This is a genomic window from Qipengyuania sp. CAU 1752 (genome assembly GCF_054482615.1).
In genome coordinates this window covers 497,889-512,967 of sequence record NZ_JBTLRE010000001.1, presented here as the reverse complement: position 1 = coordinate 512,967, position 15,079 = coordinate 497,889, and the positions used below count along the sequence as shown (strand labels likewise).

Here is a 15,079-nt window from a genome sequence, read left to right as displayed (position 1 = left end):
CTAGCTGGCCTTACGCGATCACGCTGCAGGCGGGGGCATCCGCGTCCGGTTGCACGTGCCGAGCTGTTCGAGCACGTAGCGATAATCATTATCGGCACGGGCGCGATCGGCCCGGTCCTGGCTCAGATGAGCTGAACCCGGCAGCTCGCGGGGCAGGAAGCAGGCAAGACGATACCAGTTGAGCGTTTGCGGCTGCGGTGCTCGCACCGCCTGGTCGACGATTTCGGAATAGGAAACCCCCCATGCCGGTGGCGAACCGGGACGTCGCACCACGCTCAGTGCGACCGGGGCGCCGTTGGCTGTGGCAAGGAAGATCTGGGTTTCGGACTCGCCGCTGAGATTGCCAGCCACCGAAAGGGCATCGCGAATCCCGACCACCACTGGCGGAGCCGAGGGCGCCGCCAATTGGGCGAGAACCGGGCGTAGCCGTTGTTCGAGCATGGGCGTCCACGGCAATTGGGCATTGGGCGAGACCAATTGAATCTCGCCAGGCCTTGTCGGCACCGGCCGGGCGAACAGAACGAACTCCGACTTTTTCAATTTGGGTGCCTTGCCCTTGGCGGTGAGCGGCACGTCGACAAGATAGCGCAGCGATTCGCCTACGGGCGCGCTACCTGCGATCAGCGCAAGCGTTTCGGCCTCGATATAAAGCCTGGTGTAGCCAGGGGCGAGGCCGGGTGCCCGCTCGGGCTTGAGCTCGGCCTGCTTCTTGATCTTGACGCGGACCACCATTTTCGCCGCATCGGAAAGATCGGCAATGTCGGTCCATGTAAGCGTGCTGGTAGCTTCGCCCTGCTGCATCGCGTGAGCGGCCCCGATGGGCGGAGCAACAGAAACGGCCAGCGCGGCTGTCGCGGTCAGGGCTAGGCGAATCGATGGGATCGGCATGAGGTGGACTTTCGTTCTACGGTTGGTCGCGGCTGCGGAACCGTTCGCCCCTATGCTCGGTTCCGACCTGTGAATCGACCCTTAACCGATAAAGCGTTTGCGCCAGCATTGGACAATAGCTAAGGGTCGGACGGTCCGGGGCTGGAGAGAAAGAACAATCTACCCGGATTGAATCCGTTTAGGGGGGCCAGGCGGTCGGCGCATTGTCGATTCGACGGTTTGCGGCTCCTTCGAGATGGATGAATGGATCGCCGTCCGGTGCAGGCGCCGGACATGAGAAGCCGGGATCACCGGCGCAGACGGAGTGATGCGACTGCATGGCCTATGCTGACCAACAGATGAGTAGCAACCGCGTTGTTGCAATTATCATCGTTGCTCTTCTCCACGTGTTGATCGGGTATACGCTCGTCACCGGTCTTGCCTACGAAGCGGCGAAAAGCGTCGTTGAGCGGGTTACGACCGTCGACATCGAAGAGCCCGAAGAACCCGAGCCGGAGGAAGAGCCCCCGCCCCCGCCAGAGGAAGTTCCGGACACGGCACCGCCGCCGGTCGTCGTTCCCCCGGCACCCATCCAGTTGCCCAATCCGAACAGGCTGCGCGATACGTCGCGTGACCCGGTCGAACGGCCTCCGCAGCCCGTACAGCGTGCGACAACGAAGACCTGTGCCGATGGCCGGACTGTCGATGCCAGCGCGTCTTGTGGGCCGCAGATGAAGTCTTGTCCTGGTGGCCAGTCGGTTCCGGTCAATGCGAACTGCCCGACCTTCACCCAACCGAAGGACCCCACACCGCGCGGCAATGCCGGTCGCTGGGTCACCACCAACGACTACCCCTCGCGCTCGCTGCGTGAAGAGGAAGAAGGCGTGACCACTGTTACGCTGACGGTCGGGGCTGATGGCCGGGTGGACGGCTGCAGGGTTACGGGTTCAAGCGGGCATGAACGCCTCGACGAGGCTACCTGCAAGAACATGCAGCGTCGCGCCCGGTTCAACCCGGCAACCGACAGCAACGGGAACGAGGTGAGTGGCACCTATACCCAGTCGGTCCGTTGGCAGATCCCGCAATAATTCATCCTGACACCCGTATTTTTCGAGAGGAACTCGCAAAATGATTATCGAACTTCTTACCGTCGCTGCTGCAGACGATGCAGCACCGAAGCAAGCCTTCGGCTTTATGGAAGCAATGGAGCAGGGCGGTGTAATCGCCTGGTCCATCTTCACCGTGCTTGTCATCATGTCGATCGGCTCGTTCTACATCCTGATCACCAAGCTGCTCGAACAGGCCAAGATCATGCGCCAGTACAATTCGCAGGTGCGTGGCAACTTCTGGAAGGCCTCGAACCTTCGTGATGGCTCCGTCAAGCTGGAAAAGAACAGCGCTTGGCGCCAGATCGTTGACGATGCCCTCAAGGCCGACGAAGATCACTCCAAGATGGTCGACCAGCGCGAAGCGCATGACTATCTGCACGGCTCGCTGCAGTCGTCGGAAGACACGATCAATGCCAAGCTCGCGGGCGGCCTGCCGTTCCTGGCTTCTGTGGGTGCAACTGCGCCGTTCATCGGCCTGCTCGGCACGGTGATCGGTATCTACCGCGCCCTGATCAACATCGGCCTGGCCGGTTCGGCCTCGATCGACAAGGTCGCAGGTCCGGTTGGTGAGGCGTTGATCATGACCGCCATCGGTCTGCTCGTCGCGGTTCCGGCCGTGCTTGCCTACAACTGGCTGCAGAGCCGCAACCGCCGGATCGCCGAAATGCTGACCGGCTTCTCGACCGACGTGCTGGCTTACATCAGCTCGGACGGCAAGGTGAAGCCGACCGTGCATGCGCCTGCTGGCAAGCCGGCTGCCAAACCTGCTCCTGCAAAGCCGGCTACCACCGCTGGCGGTGCTCCGATCAAGAAGTAAGTCTGACAGGGCGGCCCGTTTCGGCGTGGCCGCCCTCGTCCAGAGCATTTAAACGACCACAGACGGATAGGATGTAGTCATGGCAATTTCCACGGGAGGCGGCGGCGAAACGCCGATGTCCGACATCAACACCACCCCGCTGGTGGATGTGATGCTGGTTCTCCTGATCATCTTCCTCATCGCGGTTCCGGTCGCGATCCAGACGATCGAGAAGCTCGAGATTCCGGTACTGGAATCGGTCGAGTCCAAGGACAAGGTCGAGAACCTTCTGCTTACGGTAAGCACCACCGATACGTCCGGCCGAAGCGCTGGCGATTCGGGCTTCGAAGGGGCCTCCCGCGAAGGCGAGTGCCGGGTCTATTTCAACAATATCGCCCCGGTCTCCTCGGAAGAGCTTTATGACCAGGCCTTCGAACGTCTCGACGCCATCGTGCGCCGCGCCGGTGGCCAAGATGCGATCATGGAGGATCCCGACCTTATTCCACAGGTCCATATTCGCGGCGACGTCAACGCCCCATGGCGCTGCGTGGCTGGCGCGATCTACAACGTTCAGCGAGCTGGTTATCCAACCGTTGGATTCATCTCCAACCCGGTCGATCCCAACGGCTGAGCCGCGAGACGAGAAACAGGAGTAACTGACTCATGGCAATGGCAGGCGGCAAAGACGACGGCCTACCGATGAACGACATGAACATGACGCCGTTGATCGACGTCCTGCTCGTGCTCCTCATCATGTTCATCATCACCATCCCGGTCGCGACTCACTCGATCGATATCGACCTTCCGCAGCCGGACGATTCACCTCCGCCGCCGGACATGATTGAACCGATCAAGAACAAGATCGTGCTGACCCAGCAGGAAGAGATCCTGTGGAACGGCGAAGTCATCGACCAGGGCGAACTGGTTCGTAACCTGAATATCACCCGGGACATGGTTCCCGAGCCTGAACTGCAATTCGAGCCCGAGGCACAGACGAGCTACCAGCTCTCGGCCGAAGTGCTGCGGATCATCAAGGGCTCGGGCGTTACCAAGTTCGGTTTCGTGGGTAACGAACAGTTCCGCGTGTTCGGCAAGTCCGGACAGGGCGGCGGCCAGCAGTAAGCTCGGTCCACCATGGATAATGAAAAAGGGGCGGAGCGATCTGCCCCTTTTTTGTGTCCGGCTTAGACGCGCACATATGGGGCGGCAGCCTCACCGCAAGTCTTTTACGGCAAGCCGTCGACCCGCATGGCCGCGGACGCCAGGCTCTCCGCCTCGAGCAGAAGTTCGTCGTCAACCGACCCTTGCGGGGTACGCTCGCGCCCGATCACCACCATCACCGGTACAGCCAGAGGACTGACGCGCTCGAGCTCGACATGGAGCAATTGCTCGGCCGAACGTTCCAGCACCTCCTGCAGGCGACCGATGTCCGTCAGCCGTTCGCGCGCATCGGCCCAGGCTGCTTCTAGCAGGACGTGGTCGGGCTCATATTTGCGCAGCACGTCGTAGATGAGGTCGGTCGAGAAGGTCACCTGCTTACCCGATTTTCGCTTGCCGGGTTGCTGGCGTTCGACCAGCCCGCCGATCACCGCGACCTCGCGGAAGGAACGCCTGAGCAGGTGCGAATCCTGGACCCAGGAGACGAATTCCTCGGTCAGGATCTCCGGCGACAACAATGGTGCCGGGTCCTTGACCGGTTTGAGCGCCCACACCGCGAGCGAATAGTCATTGGCGACAAAGCCACCGGGCAACAGGCCGCGGTCCTCCATCCGCTGGGTGATGAGCATGCCGAGCGACTGGTTCGCATTCCACCCGGCGAAAGTATAATAGACCGTGTAGTGTCGCTGGGCATGGGGGAAACTCTCGACCAGCAGATTGTCCGGCCCCGGCATCTGGCTGCGCCAGTCCTGCACCTCCAGCCATTCGCGCACATCGTCGGGAAAGCGCGCCCAGCCTGCGCGATCGATCAGCATCGCCCGTACGCGGTCCGCCAGGTGGGTCGTCAGCGGCATCCGGGCGCCGCCATAGGAAGGGATCATCGCCGACTTCGACGTGGCGCGCACCACGATCTCCATGTCGCGCAACTGCTCGACCTCGAGCGCCTGTCCGGCGAAGGAGAAAGTATCTCCTGGCCGCAATGCGATGGCAAAGCGTTCCTCGACCTTGCCCAGCGAGCGCCCGTTGCGGAACCGGACCTGGATCATCTCGCCATCAATGATGATGCCGGCGTTGAGGCGATGCTTGGCGGCCAGTTCGGGATGGGTCAGGCGCCACACGCCGCTGCGGTCGCGGACGATGCGGCGAAACTTGTCATAGGCCTTGAGCGCATAGCCGCCGGTGGCGACGAAATTGAGCACGCGCTGCCAGATCGTGTCGTCGACCCAGGCATAGGCCAGCGAAGAACGAATTTCGGCCAGCAGCGCGTCTTCATCGAATGGCGCAGCGCAGGCGCAGGCCATTACATGTTGGGCAAGTACATCGAGCCCGCCGGGTCGGAAGTCCTCGCCATCGCGCATACCTTCATCGACCGCGTCCTTGGCCGCCTGCGCCTCCAAAAACTCGAACCGGTTGCCCGGCACCAGCACCGCCCGACTGGGCTGGTCGAGCCGGTGGTTGGCCCGGCCCACCCGCTGCAGAAGCCGCGAGGAGCCCTTGGGTGCCCCCATCTGCACCACGCAGTCGATATCGCCCCAGTCGACGCCCAGATCGAGGCTGGCGGTTGCCACCAGCGCCCGCAATTCACCGCGCGCCATCGCCCCTTCAACCTTGCGCCGTGCCTCGCGGCTGAGACTGCCGTGGTGGATGCCGATGGGCAGCGTGTCCTCGTTGACGTCCCACAGATTCTGGAAGGTGTATTCGGCAAGGAAGCGCGTGTTGGTGAAGATGAGCGTGGTCCGGTTGGACTTTACCAGCTCGTAGAGCTGCGGGATCGCCCAGGTCGCGGCATGGCCGCCCCACGGGACGCGCTCTTCCTGTGGCAACATTATCTCGACATCGGCCGGTGCGCCTTCCTCGCCCTCTACCAGCGCGACCTCGTCGATCTCGCCCCAAGGCGAGAGCCATTCGCGGAAACCCTCCGGATTTGCGAGCGTGGCCGAGAGAGCCACCCGTTGCAGCTTGGGCGCAATCGCCTGCAATCGCGCCAGGCCGAGCGCCAGCAGGTCGCCGCGCTTGCCGGTGGCAAAGGCGTGCACCTCGTCCACCACGATGCGCTTCAAGGATGCGAAGAGGTCGAAACTGTCAGGATAGCTCAGCAACAGCGAGAGAGATTCAGGCGTCGTCAGCAGCACATGCGGCGGCCTGGCGCGCTGCCGCCGCTTGCGATCCGAGGGCGTGTCTCCGCTGCGGGTCTCGATCCGCATCGGCAGGCACATCTCCTCGACCGGGGTGAGAAGATTGCGTTGCACGTCGTGGGCCAGCGCCTTCAATGGCGAAACATAGAGCGTGTGCAACCCTTCGGGTGGCTTCTCCTCGCCCAGCCGCGAAGGACAGAAATCAGCCAGCGTAGGCAGGAACCCGCCCAGCGTCTTGCCCGCTCCGGTGTCCGCCACCAGCAGCGCGTGCTTGCCGCTGTCGGCAGCGGCGAGCATATCAGCCTGGTGCCGCCGTACTTGCCAGCCCCGACCGGCAAACCAGCTTTCGATTTCGAGTGGGACGCGCGCGCTCATCGCTGGCTCAACGCTTGATGCGCGAGCATGGGACCAAACCCGTGGAGCGAGGCCCTATTCGACTTCGTCCTCCAGTTCAGGGGCAGCCGTCTGGACCGAGCTCATCGCTTCGAGGTCCTGGGCGGTATAACCGGTCGCCGCAGCGATGCGGGCCTTCTCCGCCGGTTCGAGTTCGAAATAGCTTCGAACTTGCGGTAAATGCGCAGTCGCTTCTTTCTGCCGCTGTTCCATGTCCTCGAAGGTCCCCATCATAGCCGGAAAGGCCTCCATGCTGGCCGACATAACCCGCGGATCGCTCGCCATGGTGAAAGACTTGCGAGCATATTTTGCGCCGGTCTCGGTCGAGAAGAAGGCGTCGATGCCCACCAACTCGGGCTGGGTGAAGTTGATAGCATAAAGCTCGGACATGGCCCTGCGCATCGCCGGCTCGATGGCAGACATGAGGGTCTTCATCATCTCCGGCAGCATCGCCTTCTCGATCTCGCGACGTTCGCGCCAAGCAGGATCGAGCAGTGTCACGAGTTCGGCCGCCTGGTCTTCGCTCAAATCCATTTCGTCGGCCGAGATACCGAGGCTATTCGCCAGGACGCTGGTGGCCGGAGCTTCGTCCCCCATCTGCATCAGTCCGCCAAGCATGCCGTTGAACATGCCGTCCATCATCTCGGCCATCGCGCCCTCGGGCATGATCTTGGCAATGATGGTGGTCGCCAGCGGCAATCGTGCCTCCTGCTCCGGCGTAAGCGGCTCGACCGCGAACATCGCACCGAGCATAGCCATCGCTTCGGCCATTTCAGCTTCTTCGCTGGACTCGCTTTCATCAGCCTGGGTGGTTTCGATCTGCGGTGCCGATTGCTGTGCGCTCAGCGGAGCGGCTGTTGCCAAGGCCATCGCCGGCAGTGTGCCGAACAAGAGTTTACGCATCTCCATTCCCCCCAATCTGTATCCTTACTAGTGGCCGGCCTGCTCGCCCCGCTCGAGGCCGGACAGCGCCAGTTGCTCGTCGATCTGCGCCATCAGCCGCTCGACCGCTTCCTTGCTGTCGCCCTCCGCGCGCGCAACCAGCACATCTTGTGTGTTTGAGGCGCGCAGCAGCCACCAGCCATCCTTGGTGGTCACCCGAACGCCGTCGGTATCGTCGACATCAATACCCTCGCCCGCATTGGCAAGCCGCGCCTTGACCTCGTCGATGGCAGCAAACTTGCGGCTTTCGTCGACCTGGAAACGCATTTCCGGCGTGTTGACCATTTCGGGCATCTCGCTGCGCAATTGCGTCACCGACTTACCCAGCCGGGCCGACGCCGCCATCAGCCGCAGCGCGGCGTAAAGCGCATCGTCGAAACCGTAATAGGTGTCGGCGAAAAAGACATGTCCGCTCATTTCACCGGCCAGCGGCGAAGAAACTTCCTTCATTTTGGACTTAATCAGCGAGTGGCCCGTCTTCCACATGATCGGCTTTCCGCCGTGGCGTTCGATGTGCTCAAACAGCGCGCGGCTGGCCTTCACATCGGCGATAACCGTCGCGTTAGGTAGTCTTACGAGGAGGTCCTCGGCATAAATCATCAGTAGTTGATCCCCCCATATGACCCTGCCTTCGCCGTCGATTGCGCCGATGCGGTCGCCGTCGCCGTCGAAAGCCACTCCGAAGTCGAGCTTCTTCTCGGCGACGAGTGCCTTCAGGTCGGCCAGGTTGGCTTCCACCGTTGGATCAGGATGATGATTGGGAAAATGGCCATCGACCTCAGTAAACAGAAGATGATGCTCTCCGGGAAGCCGCGCGACGAGCGACTCCAGCACCGGGCCAGCGGCCCCGTTGCCCGCATCCCAGCCGACCTTCATGGACGCGAGTGCATCGCGGTCGATCCCGTCGAGGGCCTTGAGCATGCGGTCGACGTAAATGTCGTTGACGTCGCGTTCGCTGACCGCACCTTTTCCGTCGAGCCAGTCTCCGGCGGCGGCGACACGACCCAGTTCCTGGATATCCGATCCGAAGAAGGGGCGACCAAGAAATACCATCTTGAAGCCGTTGTAATTGGCGGGATTGTGGCTGCCTGTTATCTGAATGCCGCCATCCACCTCTTCGGCTGACGCTTCGGCGAAATAGAGCATCGGGGTCGGTCCCATGCCGATCCGCACGACATCGCAGCCGGTGGCAGCCAGGCCTTCGACAAGTGCATCGTCGAGCGTCGGCGAACTGACTCGGCCATCGTACCCCACTGCCACTGTCTTGCCGCCGGCCCGTTGCAGCATCGAACCGAAGCTGCGCCCGATCGCCCGGGCATCATCGACCGACAACGTCTCGCCGATAACGCCGCGAATATCGTATTCGCGCAGGATGGACGGATCGAAATCGTGGCTCTTCACTTTGGCAATTCCTCCGGCAATTCGTCGAGCAACAGGTCACGCGCAGCATTGGCTTCGTGCACCTGCTCGTTCGAGCCGCCCCGATCGGGATGGACCATGGCGATCAGGCGCTTGTGCGCGGACAATATGTCGGTCCTGTTGGCATCGGGGCGCACGGCAAGCAAGCGCCTTGCGCGTTGCACGGCCTGGTGCCGGGTCGTGCCCGCCCCGAGATATTCCCACGGCCATTTGCCAGATATCCATCGGCACGCCAGCGCGAGGATGGCGGCGATGACGAGGAGACGCAGCATCCGCGCTTCAGGCGAGTTCGAGGGAGCGTTGCGCGGCGGTGGGCATGGGCAGGTTGAGGCCGAGCAGCAATTGGCGCAGTTCCTGCCGGGCAACCAGATGGCTCGTCCCCAGATCGCCCAGCTGCCCCTTGTCAAGAAGCGTCAGCCCGGAGGGAAAGAGTTCGCGGTAGATGACGCGTTCTGACAAGCCGGCAGTAACCCTGAAGCCGACGCGCTTCGAAAGCTCGGTCAGGGCTTTTTCGATTCGCTGCATATTGCGCGCCTCGGTATAGCCGGTGCGGTTGCGCACCACGACCCAGTCCATCTCGCGCCGCTGCGTTTCAACAGTCGCCCGCGACCGCTTGAGGCGAGCTTCCCAAATCAGCTCGGCATAGAAACTCAGCTTCTTCACCTTGAAGGTCTCGCCCTCGACCTGGCCGATGAGGTCGAAATCGACGAAGCTGTCATTCATCGGCGTGACCAGCGTGTCAGCTTCGGTCGCTGCATGGCGCGCCAGCGGATCGTCGCGGCCAGGGGTGTCGAAAATAATGAAATCGGCATCGCGGCCGAGTTTTTCGGTCAGGCTTTCCAGCCCATCGATATCGCCCTCGCCATAAACATCACAATGTGCGCCGGGCAAAGTGATGCCGCGCCGCCCCTCGGTCTCGGCGCGGTTTTCGAAATAGCGATGCAGCGTGCGCTGGCGATGGTCGAGATCGATGGCCGCGACCCGTGCACCGCCATAGGCAAGCGCCACCGCGATATGCACCGCAGTGGTCGATTTCCCCGTACCGCCCTTCTCGTTGGCGAAGACGATGCGGTGAGGCTGATGGGATGACACGCGGAGAAGGCCTTTCGGGGCTGGATGCAGGGCGCTAGGACGATTGCGCGAAATCATACGGGAGGGCCGCGAGCCGTGCAAACCATAGACCGGCTGGACATGTTGAGAAAATCCGTCGCCGCACTGCGGAAGGGCGGCGGTTCAGTCGCGCTGGTGCCGACAATGGGCGCGCTCCACGAGGGCCATCTCACGCTTGTGCGCAAGGCGCGCGAGGCGGCAGATCACGTGGTCGCGTCGATCTTCGTCAACCCCACCCAGTTTGGCGCGAACGAGGATCTCGATGCCTATCCACGCCAGATGGCCGAGGATAGCGCCATGCTGGCAGAAGAAGGTGTCGAGATGCTGTGGGCCCCACCCGAAAGTGAGGTCTACCCGGAAGGTTTTGCGACCAACATCAGCGTCACAGATGTCAGCGCGGATTTCTGCGGAGCATCGCGGCCCGGCCATTTCGACGGGGTCGCCACCATCGTGTGCAAGCTGTTCCACCAGGTCCTGCCCGACATGGCGTTTTTCGGGGAGAAGGATTTCCAGCAGCTGGCGGTCATCCGCGCGATGGCTCGCGATCTCGACCTGACCCGTCCGCATGTCGATGCCATTTATGGCGTGCCAACCGTGCGCGAAGCCGATGGCCTCGCCATGTCGAGCCGCAATCGCTACCTGTCGCCCGAGCACCGCGCCGCCGCCGCGACTTTGCCGCGCGCGATGAAAGAAACCGTGGAGGCAATCGAACGCGGGGCAGAGCCGGCTCCATCGCTCGCTTCACTCGAAGCAGCGCTGTTGCAAGCAGGGTTCGACAGCGTCGATTACGCTGCCCTCGCCGACGCCCGCAGCCTGTCTCGGATCGACAATTTGGCGAACACACCGGCGCGCCTGCTCGTCGCCGCGCGCATTGGCGGAACGCGATTGATCGATAATCTGGCGGTGGGGGAATCCGTCTTCCAGCAGCGAGGCGGCGGGACAGAAAATCACTGGAGCGGGTAAGGGGAATCGAACCCCTCTAGCCAGCTTGGAAGGCTGGAGCATTACCACTATGCTATACCCGCGTATCCAGCGTGAAAGCGCCTTTCCCCCATCGAGCAGGATTCGTCAACATCGCCCTTACTCAACCCAGCGCGACGATGCTCGCCAGCACCAGTCGCACGAGGTCGGCCTGCCCCCTCGTTCCCGTCTTCGCATAGACACGTTTCGAATAAAGCCGTGCGGTTTCGACGGTGAGGCCTATTTGGCCGGCAGCCTCGGCAATTCTTACGCCGCGGCTGATCAGCAATGCGAGTTGCGCTTCCTTCGCGGTCAAGCCGAACAAGTCCTGTAACTGGGCACTGCGCTCGGTGCTGGTCGGTTGTTCGCCGTGCACGTAGGCCGCCACCACCGGCGGCGACCCGGCCCGCTCGGCCGGTCGCATGGTCAACAGCATGTCGAGCCATGGCTCGTCCGAGAGGTGAATAGCGCGCGATCCCGCCTCCCCGCGTGCAACCTGCTCGAGATAGCGCCTCAAGGCCCCTTGTGCGCTACGCAACTCGGGCACGAGCCGTCCCGTCGAACTGCGCTGGACCGCGCGCCGTTGGCGCAACAGCAGCCCGGCTTCCTCGCTATGGTCGATAATTACTCCGCGTGTATCAAGCACGAACCAGCCAAAATTGAGCCTCCGGACGGCTTCCCCCGAGATGCCCGCGCGCAGGCGTTCCTGTTCCAGCGCCTTCCACGTGCGCAGGGCGATCTCGAGGTGATCGGCCAGTGTAGCCAGCAAGGAGACATCGGCGCCTGTGAAATCCTCACCGCCCTGCCCCGCCAGCAGCAGCAACGAAGCGCCACCCGGCTCGTCAACTCGCACCATCCGGGCATGTTCGAGCCCCAGCCCTGTCAGCGCCTGATCCAGCGCCTCGCGCTGCGCGAGCGAGATATGGTCCCGAGATTCCTCGCGCGAAAATACCCGCGCGGCTCGCAAGGGTCCGTCACTCGCGGCGAGACGTGCCATCTCGGTTTCTTCCACCACTCGCGGCAGTTTGCCCGGGGCCAGTTGCAGCACCCCGCCACTGACATCGCCTGCGGCGAGAAACAGCAGCACCTCCCGCGCCCCCAGCCGGCGGCGCAAGGCAATGAGGAAATCCTGCCAGGGATCGCTCGCCAGAGTGCCGCGGTGGAGCAGTGCGACGAGATCCTGCGCCTCGAGAAGAGTAACCGCCATTTCTCGTATATCCCATATGGGAACTGTGGGGACAAGCTCGGGCTGCCATGCACATCTTTCCGATCCCTCCGATGCCCCGGGAGACCCATAAAACCGCCATGCGCCGCCTGACCCACCTCCAACGGCTTGAAGCCGAAAGCATCCACATCATGCGCGAAGTGGTGTCCGAGGCCACAAAGCCGGTCATGCTTTATTCGATCGGCAAGGATTCAGCGGTCATGCTGCATCTCGCCAAGAAAGCATTCTACCCCTCGCCGCCCCCATTCCCCTTGCTGCACGTCGATACGACGTGGAAGTTCAAGGACATGTACGCCCTGCGCGAACGCTCGGCCGAGCAGGCCGGGATGGAATTGCTGGTGTGGCAGAACCCGGAGGCGAAGGAGCGCGGCATCAATCCCTTCGATCACGGGCCGCTGCATACCGACATGTGGAAGACCGAGGGGCTCAAGCAGGCACTCGACCATTATGGCTTCGACGCCGCTTTCGGGGGCGCCCGCCGTGACGAGGAAAAGAGCCGGGCCAAGGAGCGCATATTCTCCTTCCGCACCGCCAGCCACAGTTGGGATCCCAAGAACCAGCGCCCCGAATTGTGGAATGTCTATAACGCCCGCAAGTCCAAGGGAGAGAGCATCCGCGTGTTCCCGTTGTCCAACTGGACCGAGCTCGACATCTGGCAATACATCATGGCTGAGAATATCGAGATCGTGCCGCTCTATTTCGCCGCGCCGCGTCCGACCTTCATCCATGAAGGCGGGCTGTTCATGGCCGATGATATCGATCGGTTGGAGCAGGTCATAGGCAAGAAGCCCGAGATCACCGAACGTTCGGTCAGGTTCCGTACGCTCGGCTGCTTCCCGCTTACCGGTGCGGTCGAGAGCGAGGCTTCGACCCTGGCCGAAGTGGTCCAGGAAATGCTGCTGACCACCACCAGCGAACGCCAGGGTCGGGTCATCGACCAGGATGAAGGCGGCGCCGGAATGGAGAAGAAGAAGCAGGAGGGCTATTTCTGATGTCCGAGACGACCGGAAAAGACCCTGCCTACGAAGTCGACAGCCTGATCGCCGAAGACATCGACGCCTATCTCGACCAGCACCAGAACAAGGGGCTGCTGCGCTTCATCACCTGCGGCAGCGTGGATGACGGCAAGTCGACCCTGATCGGCCGCCTCTTGTATGATTCCAAGATGATCTTCGAGGACCAGCTGGCCTCGCTCGAAGCCGATTCCAAGCGGGTCGGGACACAAGGCCAGAAGATCGATTTTGCCCTGCTGGTCGACGGCCTGGCTGCCGAGCGCGAGCAGGGTATCACTATCGACGTCGCCTATCGCTTTTTCTCGACCGAAAAGCGCAAGTTCATCGTCGCCGACACGCCCGGCCACGAGCAATATACCCGCAACATGGTGACCGGTGCCTCCACTGCCGATCTCGCGGTCATCCTCGTCGATGCGCGCAAAGGCGTGCTGGTGCAGACCAAGCGCCATTCGACCATCACCCACCTGCTCGGCATCCGGCATCTGGTGCTGGCGGTCAACAAGATGGACCTGGTCGAGTACAGTCAGGAGGTTTTCGACAAGATCGTCGCCGATTACAGTGATTTCGCCAAGGAGCTCGGCGTCTTGGAATTCACCGCGATCCCGCTGTCGGGCTTTCGCGGCGACAACATCATCACTGCGCCCTCGGCCAATACGCCCTGGTATGACGGGCCAAGCCTCATAGATCATCTCGAAACGGTCGAGATTGCCAATGTCGCGGCGCAGAAACGTTCATTCCGGATGCCGGTGCAGTGGGTCAATCGGCCAAACCTCGACTTCCGGGGGTTCTCGGGCCTCATCACCGATGGAACGGTCAAGCCGGGTGACACGGTGCGCGTGGTGCCTTCGGGTAGGAACAGCACGGTAAAATCGATCGTGACCATGAGTGGCGAACTCGACGAGGCCGTTTCAGGCCAGTCCGTCACCATTAGGCTGGCCGACGAGATCGACTGTTCGCGCGGCGACATGATCACCGCGGCCGACGATCCGCCGCAGGTGTCTGACCAGTTCGAAGCGACGCTCGTCTGGATGAGCGAAGAGGCGCTGAAACCTGGACGGGCTTATTGGCTCAAGCTCGGCACGCAGAATGTTTCGGCCAGCGTGCAAGTCCCCAAGTACGAGTTGAACGTCAACACGCTCGATCATCTTGCGGCCAAGACGCTCGAACTCAATTCGATCGGCGTTGCCGAGGTCCACACCGACAAGCCGATCGTGTTCGAACCCTATGCCACCAGCCGGGCACTGGGCGGTTTCATCCTGATCGACAAGATCACCAATGCCACCGTCGCTGCGGGTATGCTCAACTTCAGCCTGCGCCGGGCTGACAATGTCCACTGGCAGCCGACCACCATCACCCGCGAGCATCACGCGGTGATGAAAAACCAGACACCGCGCCTGCTGTGGTTCACGGGCCTCTCGGGTTCCGGCAAGTCGACCATCGCCAATGCGGTCGAGGCCAGGCTCAACCTGATGAACAGGCACACATTCCTGCTCGATGGTGACAATGTCCGGCACGGGCTCAACAAGGATCTGGGATTCACCGAGGCCGACCGGATCGAGAACATTCGCCGGGTGGGTGAGGTCGCCCGGCTGATGGTTGATGCCGGCTTGATCGTGATGACCGCATTTATCAGTCCGTTCCGGGCCGAACGGCAGATGGTGCGCGAAATGTTCGACGAGGACGAGTTCATCGAGATTTTCGTCGACACACCGCTTGAAGTGGCCGAACGGCGCGATGTGAAGGGTCTTTACAAAAAAGCCCGCGCTGGCGAGCTCAAGAACTTCACCGGGATCGACAGTCCTTATGAGGAACCCCGCAGCGCCGAGATTCGCGTAAATACGGTCGCAATGTCGGTCGAGGAGGCTGCTGACCACATCATCGCGCAAATCCTGCCGCTAAAGTAAGCCCCGCTGACCCTGTCCTTTGTCCAACTGATACGGTTCCCTAGCCCA

Annotated in this window: 14 protein-coding genes and 1 tRNA gene; 7 read left to right on the top strand and 8 right to left on the bottom strand. The window is 62.1% G+C overall.

The features are described from left to right. Positions 1-18: 18 nt before the first annotated feature. Positions 19-888: a hypothetical protein gene (locus ACXYL9_RS02460; RefSeq protein ID WP_459038004.1), complete on the bottom strand. Its 870-nt coding sequence runs from the start codon at positions 886-888 to the stop codon at positions 19-21. 338 nt (positions 889-1,226) lie between these two features. On the opposite strand from ACXYL9_RS02460, the gene ACXYL9_RS02455 reads away from it, so the two are divergent. The 4 genes from ACXYL9_RS02455 to ACXYL9_RS02440 all read left to right on the top strand — a co-directional run bounded on the left by ACXYL9_RS02455 (position 1,227) and on the right by ACXYL9_RS02440 (position 3,894). After that, positions 1,227-1,955 (top strand): energy transducer TonB, encoded by a 729-nt coding sequence (locus ACXYL9_RS02455; protein ID WP_459038003.1) that lies wholly within the window; start codon positions 1,227-1,229, stop codon positions 1,953-1,955. Between the two features lie 40 nt (positions 1,956-1,995). Next, entirely contained in the window at positions 1,996-2,793 is a 798-nt protein-coding gene (locus ACXYL9_RS02450; protein WP_459038002.1) for a MotA/TolQ/ExbB proton channel family protein, read from the top strand. A gap of 79 nt (positions 2,794-2,872) precedes the next feature. Then, positions 2,873-3,403 (top strand): ExbD/TolR family protein, encoded by a 531-nt coding sequence (locus ACXYL9_RS02445; protein ID WP_459038001.1) that lies wholly within the window; start codon positions 2,873-2,875, stop codon positions 3,401-3,403. A gap of 32 nt (positions 3,404-3,435) precedes the next feature. Next, entirely contained in the window at positions 3,436-3,894 is a 459-nt protein-coding gene (locus ACXYL9_RS02440; RefSeq protein ID WP_459038000.1) for an ExbD/TolR family protein, read from the top strand. A gap of 104 nt (positions 3,895-3,998) precedes the next feature. Here ACXYL9_RS02440 and ACXYL9_RS02435 read toward each other — a convergent pair whose 3' ends face one another. Genes ACXYL9_RS02435 through ACXYL9_RS02415 form a run of 5 tightly spaced genes read right to left on the bottom strand, consistent with a single transcriptional unit; the run spans position 3,999 to position 9,911 of the window. Next, positions 3,999-6,440: a ligase-associated DNA damage response DEXH box helicase gene (locus ACXYL9_RS02435; RefSeq protein WP_459037999.1), complete on the bottom strand. Its 2,442-nt coding sequence runs from the start codon at positions 6,438-6,440 to the stop codon at positions 3,999-4,001. A gap of 54 nt (positions 6,441-6,494) precedes the next feature. After that, the gene (locus ACXYL9_RS02430) at positions 6,495-7,361 is read right to left on the bottom strand and encodes a DUF2059 domain-containing protein (protein ID WP_459037998.1); all 867 of its coding nucleotides are present in this window, start codon (positions 7,359-7,361) and stop codon (positions 6,495-6,497) included. A 27-nt stretch (positions 7,362-7,388) separates the two neighbouring features. Then, the gene (gene pgmG / locus ACXYL9_RS02425; RefSeq protein WP_459037997.1) at positions 7,389-8,801 is read right to left on the bottom strand and encodes a phosphoglucomutase/phosphomannomutase PgmG; all 1,413 of its coding nucleotides are present in this window, start codon (positions 8,799-8,801) and stop codon (positions 7,389-7,391) included. Next, positions 8,798-9,091: a molecular chaperone DnaJ gene (locus ACXYL9_RS02420; RefSeq protein WP_459037996.1), complete on the bottom strand. Its 294-nt coding sequence runs from the start codon at positions 9,089-9,091 to the stop codon at positions 8,798-8,800. The genes pgmG and ACXYL9_RS02420 overlap by 4 nt, the downstream gene beginning before the upstream one ends. A 7-nt stretch (positions 9,092-9,098) precedes the next feature. Next, the gene (locus tag ACXYL9_RS02415) at positions 9,099-9,911 is read right to left on the bottom strand and encodes a division plane positioning ATPase MipZ (RefSeq protein ID WP_459037995.1); all 813 of its coding nucleotides are present in this window, start codon (positions 9,909-9,911) and stop codon (positions 9,099-9,101) included. A gap of 75 nt (positions 9,912-9,986) precedes the next feature. Between ACXYL9_RS02415 and panC the strand changes: the two genes are divergently transcribed. Further along, entirely contained in the window at positions 9,987-10,892 is a 906-nt protein-coding gene (gene panC, locus ACXYL9_RS02410) for a pantoate--beta-alanine ligase (RefSeq protein ID WP_459037994.1), read from the top strand. Here the strand turns inward: panC and ACXYL9_RS02405 are convergent. Continuing rightward, positions 10,881-10,954 (bottom strand) — tRNA-Gly (locus tag ACXYL9_RS02405). The two genes, panC and ACXYL9_RS02405, sit on opposite strands and share 12 nt — an antisense overlap. A gap of 59 nt (positions 10,955-11,013) precedes the next feature. Then, positions 11,014-12,096 (bottom strand): helix-turn-helix transcriptional regulator, encoded by a 1,083-nt coding sequence (locus tag ACXYL9_RS02400; RefSeq protein ID WP_459037993.1) that lies wholly within the window; start codon positions 12,094-12,096, stop codon positions 11,014-11,016. Positions 12,097-12,167: 71 nt separating this feature from the next. Here ACXYL9_RS02400 and cysD point away from each other — a divergent pair, with 71 nt between their 5' ends. After that, entirely contained in the window at positions 12,168-13,106 is a 939-nt protein-coding gene (gene cysD / locus ACXYL9_RS02395; protein ID WP_459037992.1) for a sulfate adenylyltransferase subunit CysD, read from the top strand. Continuing rightward, positions 13,106-15,031 (top strand): sulfate adenylyltransferase subunit CysN, encoded by a 1,926-nt coding sequence (cysN, locus tag ACXYL9_RS02390; RefSeq protein ID WP_459037991.1) that lies wholly within the window; start codon positions 13,106-13,108, stop codon positions 15,029-15,031. Before cysD ends, cysN begins: the two co-directional genes overlap by 1 nt. Positions 15,032-15,079 lie beyond the last annotated feature (48 nt).

Bases quoted from the DNA above. Each gene is read 5' to 3' on its own strand.
- cysD (WP_459037992.1), top strand. From the start codon at position 12,168: ATGCCCCGGGAGACCCATAAAACCGCCATGCGCCGCCTGACCCACCTC.
- ACXYL9_RS02420 (WP_459037996.1), bottom strand. From the start codon at position 9,091: ATGCTGCGTCTCCTCGTCATCGCCGCCATCCTCGCGCTGGCGTGCCGA.
- ACXYL9_RS02450 (WP_459038002.1), top strand. From the start codon at position 1,996: ATGATTATCGAACTTCTTACCGTCGCTGCTGCAGACGATGCAGCACCG.
- ACXYL9_RS02445 (WP_459038001.1), top strand. From the start codon at position 2,873: ATGGCAATTTCCACGGGAGGCGGCGGCGAAACGCCGATGTCCGACATC.
- ACXYL9_RS02400 (WP_459037993.1), bottom strand. From the start codon at position 12,096: ATGGCGGTTACTCTTCTCGAGGCGCAGGATCTCGTCGCACTGCTCCAC.
- cysN (WP_459037991.1), top strand. From the start codon at position 13,106: ATGTCCGAGACGACCGGAAAAGACCCTGCCTACGAAGTCGACAGCCTG.
- ACXYL9_RS02440 (WP_459038000.1), top strand. From the start codon at position 3,436: ATGGCAATGGCAGGCGGCAAAGACGACGGCCTACCGATGAACGACATG.
- ACXYL9_RS02435 (WP_459037999.1), bottom strand. From the start codon at position 6,440: ATGAGCGCGCGCGTCCCACTCGAAATCGAAAGCTGGTTTGCCGGTCGG.
- ACXYL9_RS02455 (WP_459038003.1), top strand. From the start codon at position 1,227: ATGAGTAGCAACCGCGTTGTTGCAATTATCATCGTTGCTCTTCTCCAC.
- ACXYL9_RS02460 (WP_459038004.1), bottom strand. From the start codon at position 888: ATGCCGATCCCATCGATTCGCCTAGCCCTGACCGCGACAGCCGCGCTG.
- ACXYL9_RS02430 (WP_459037998.1), bottom strand. From the start codon at position 7,361: ATGCGTAAACTCTTGTTCGGCACACTGCCGGCGATGGCCTTGGCAACA.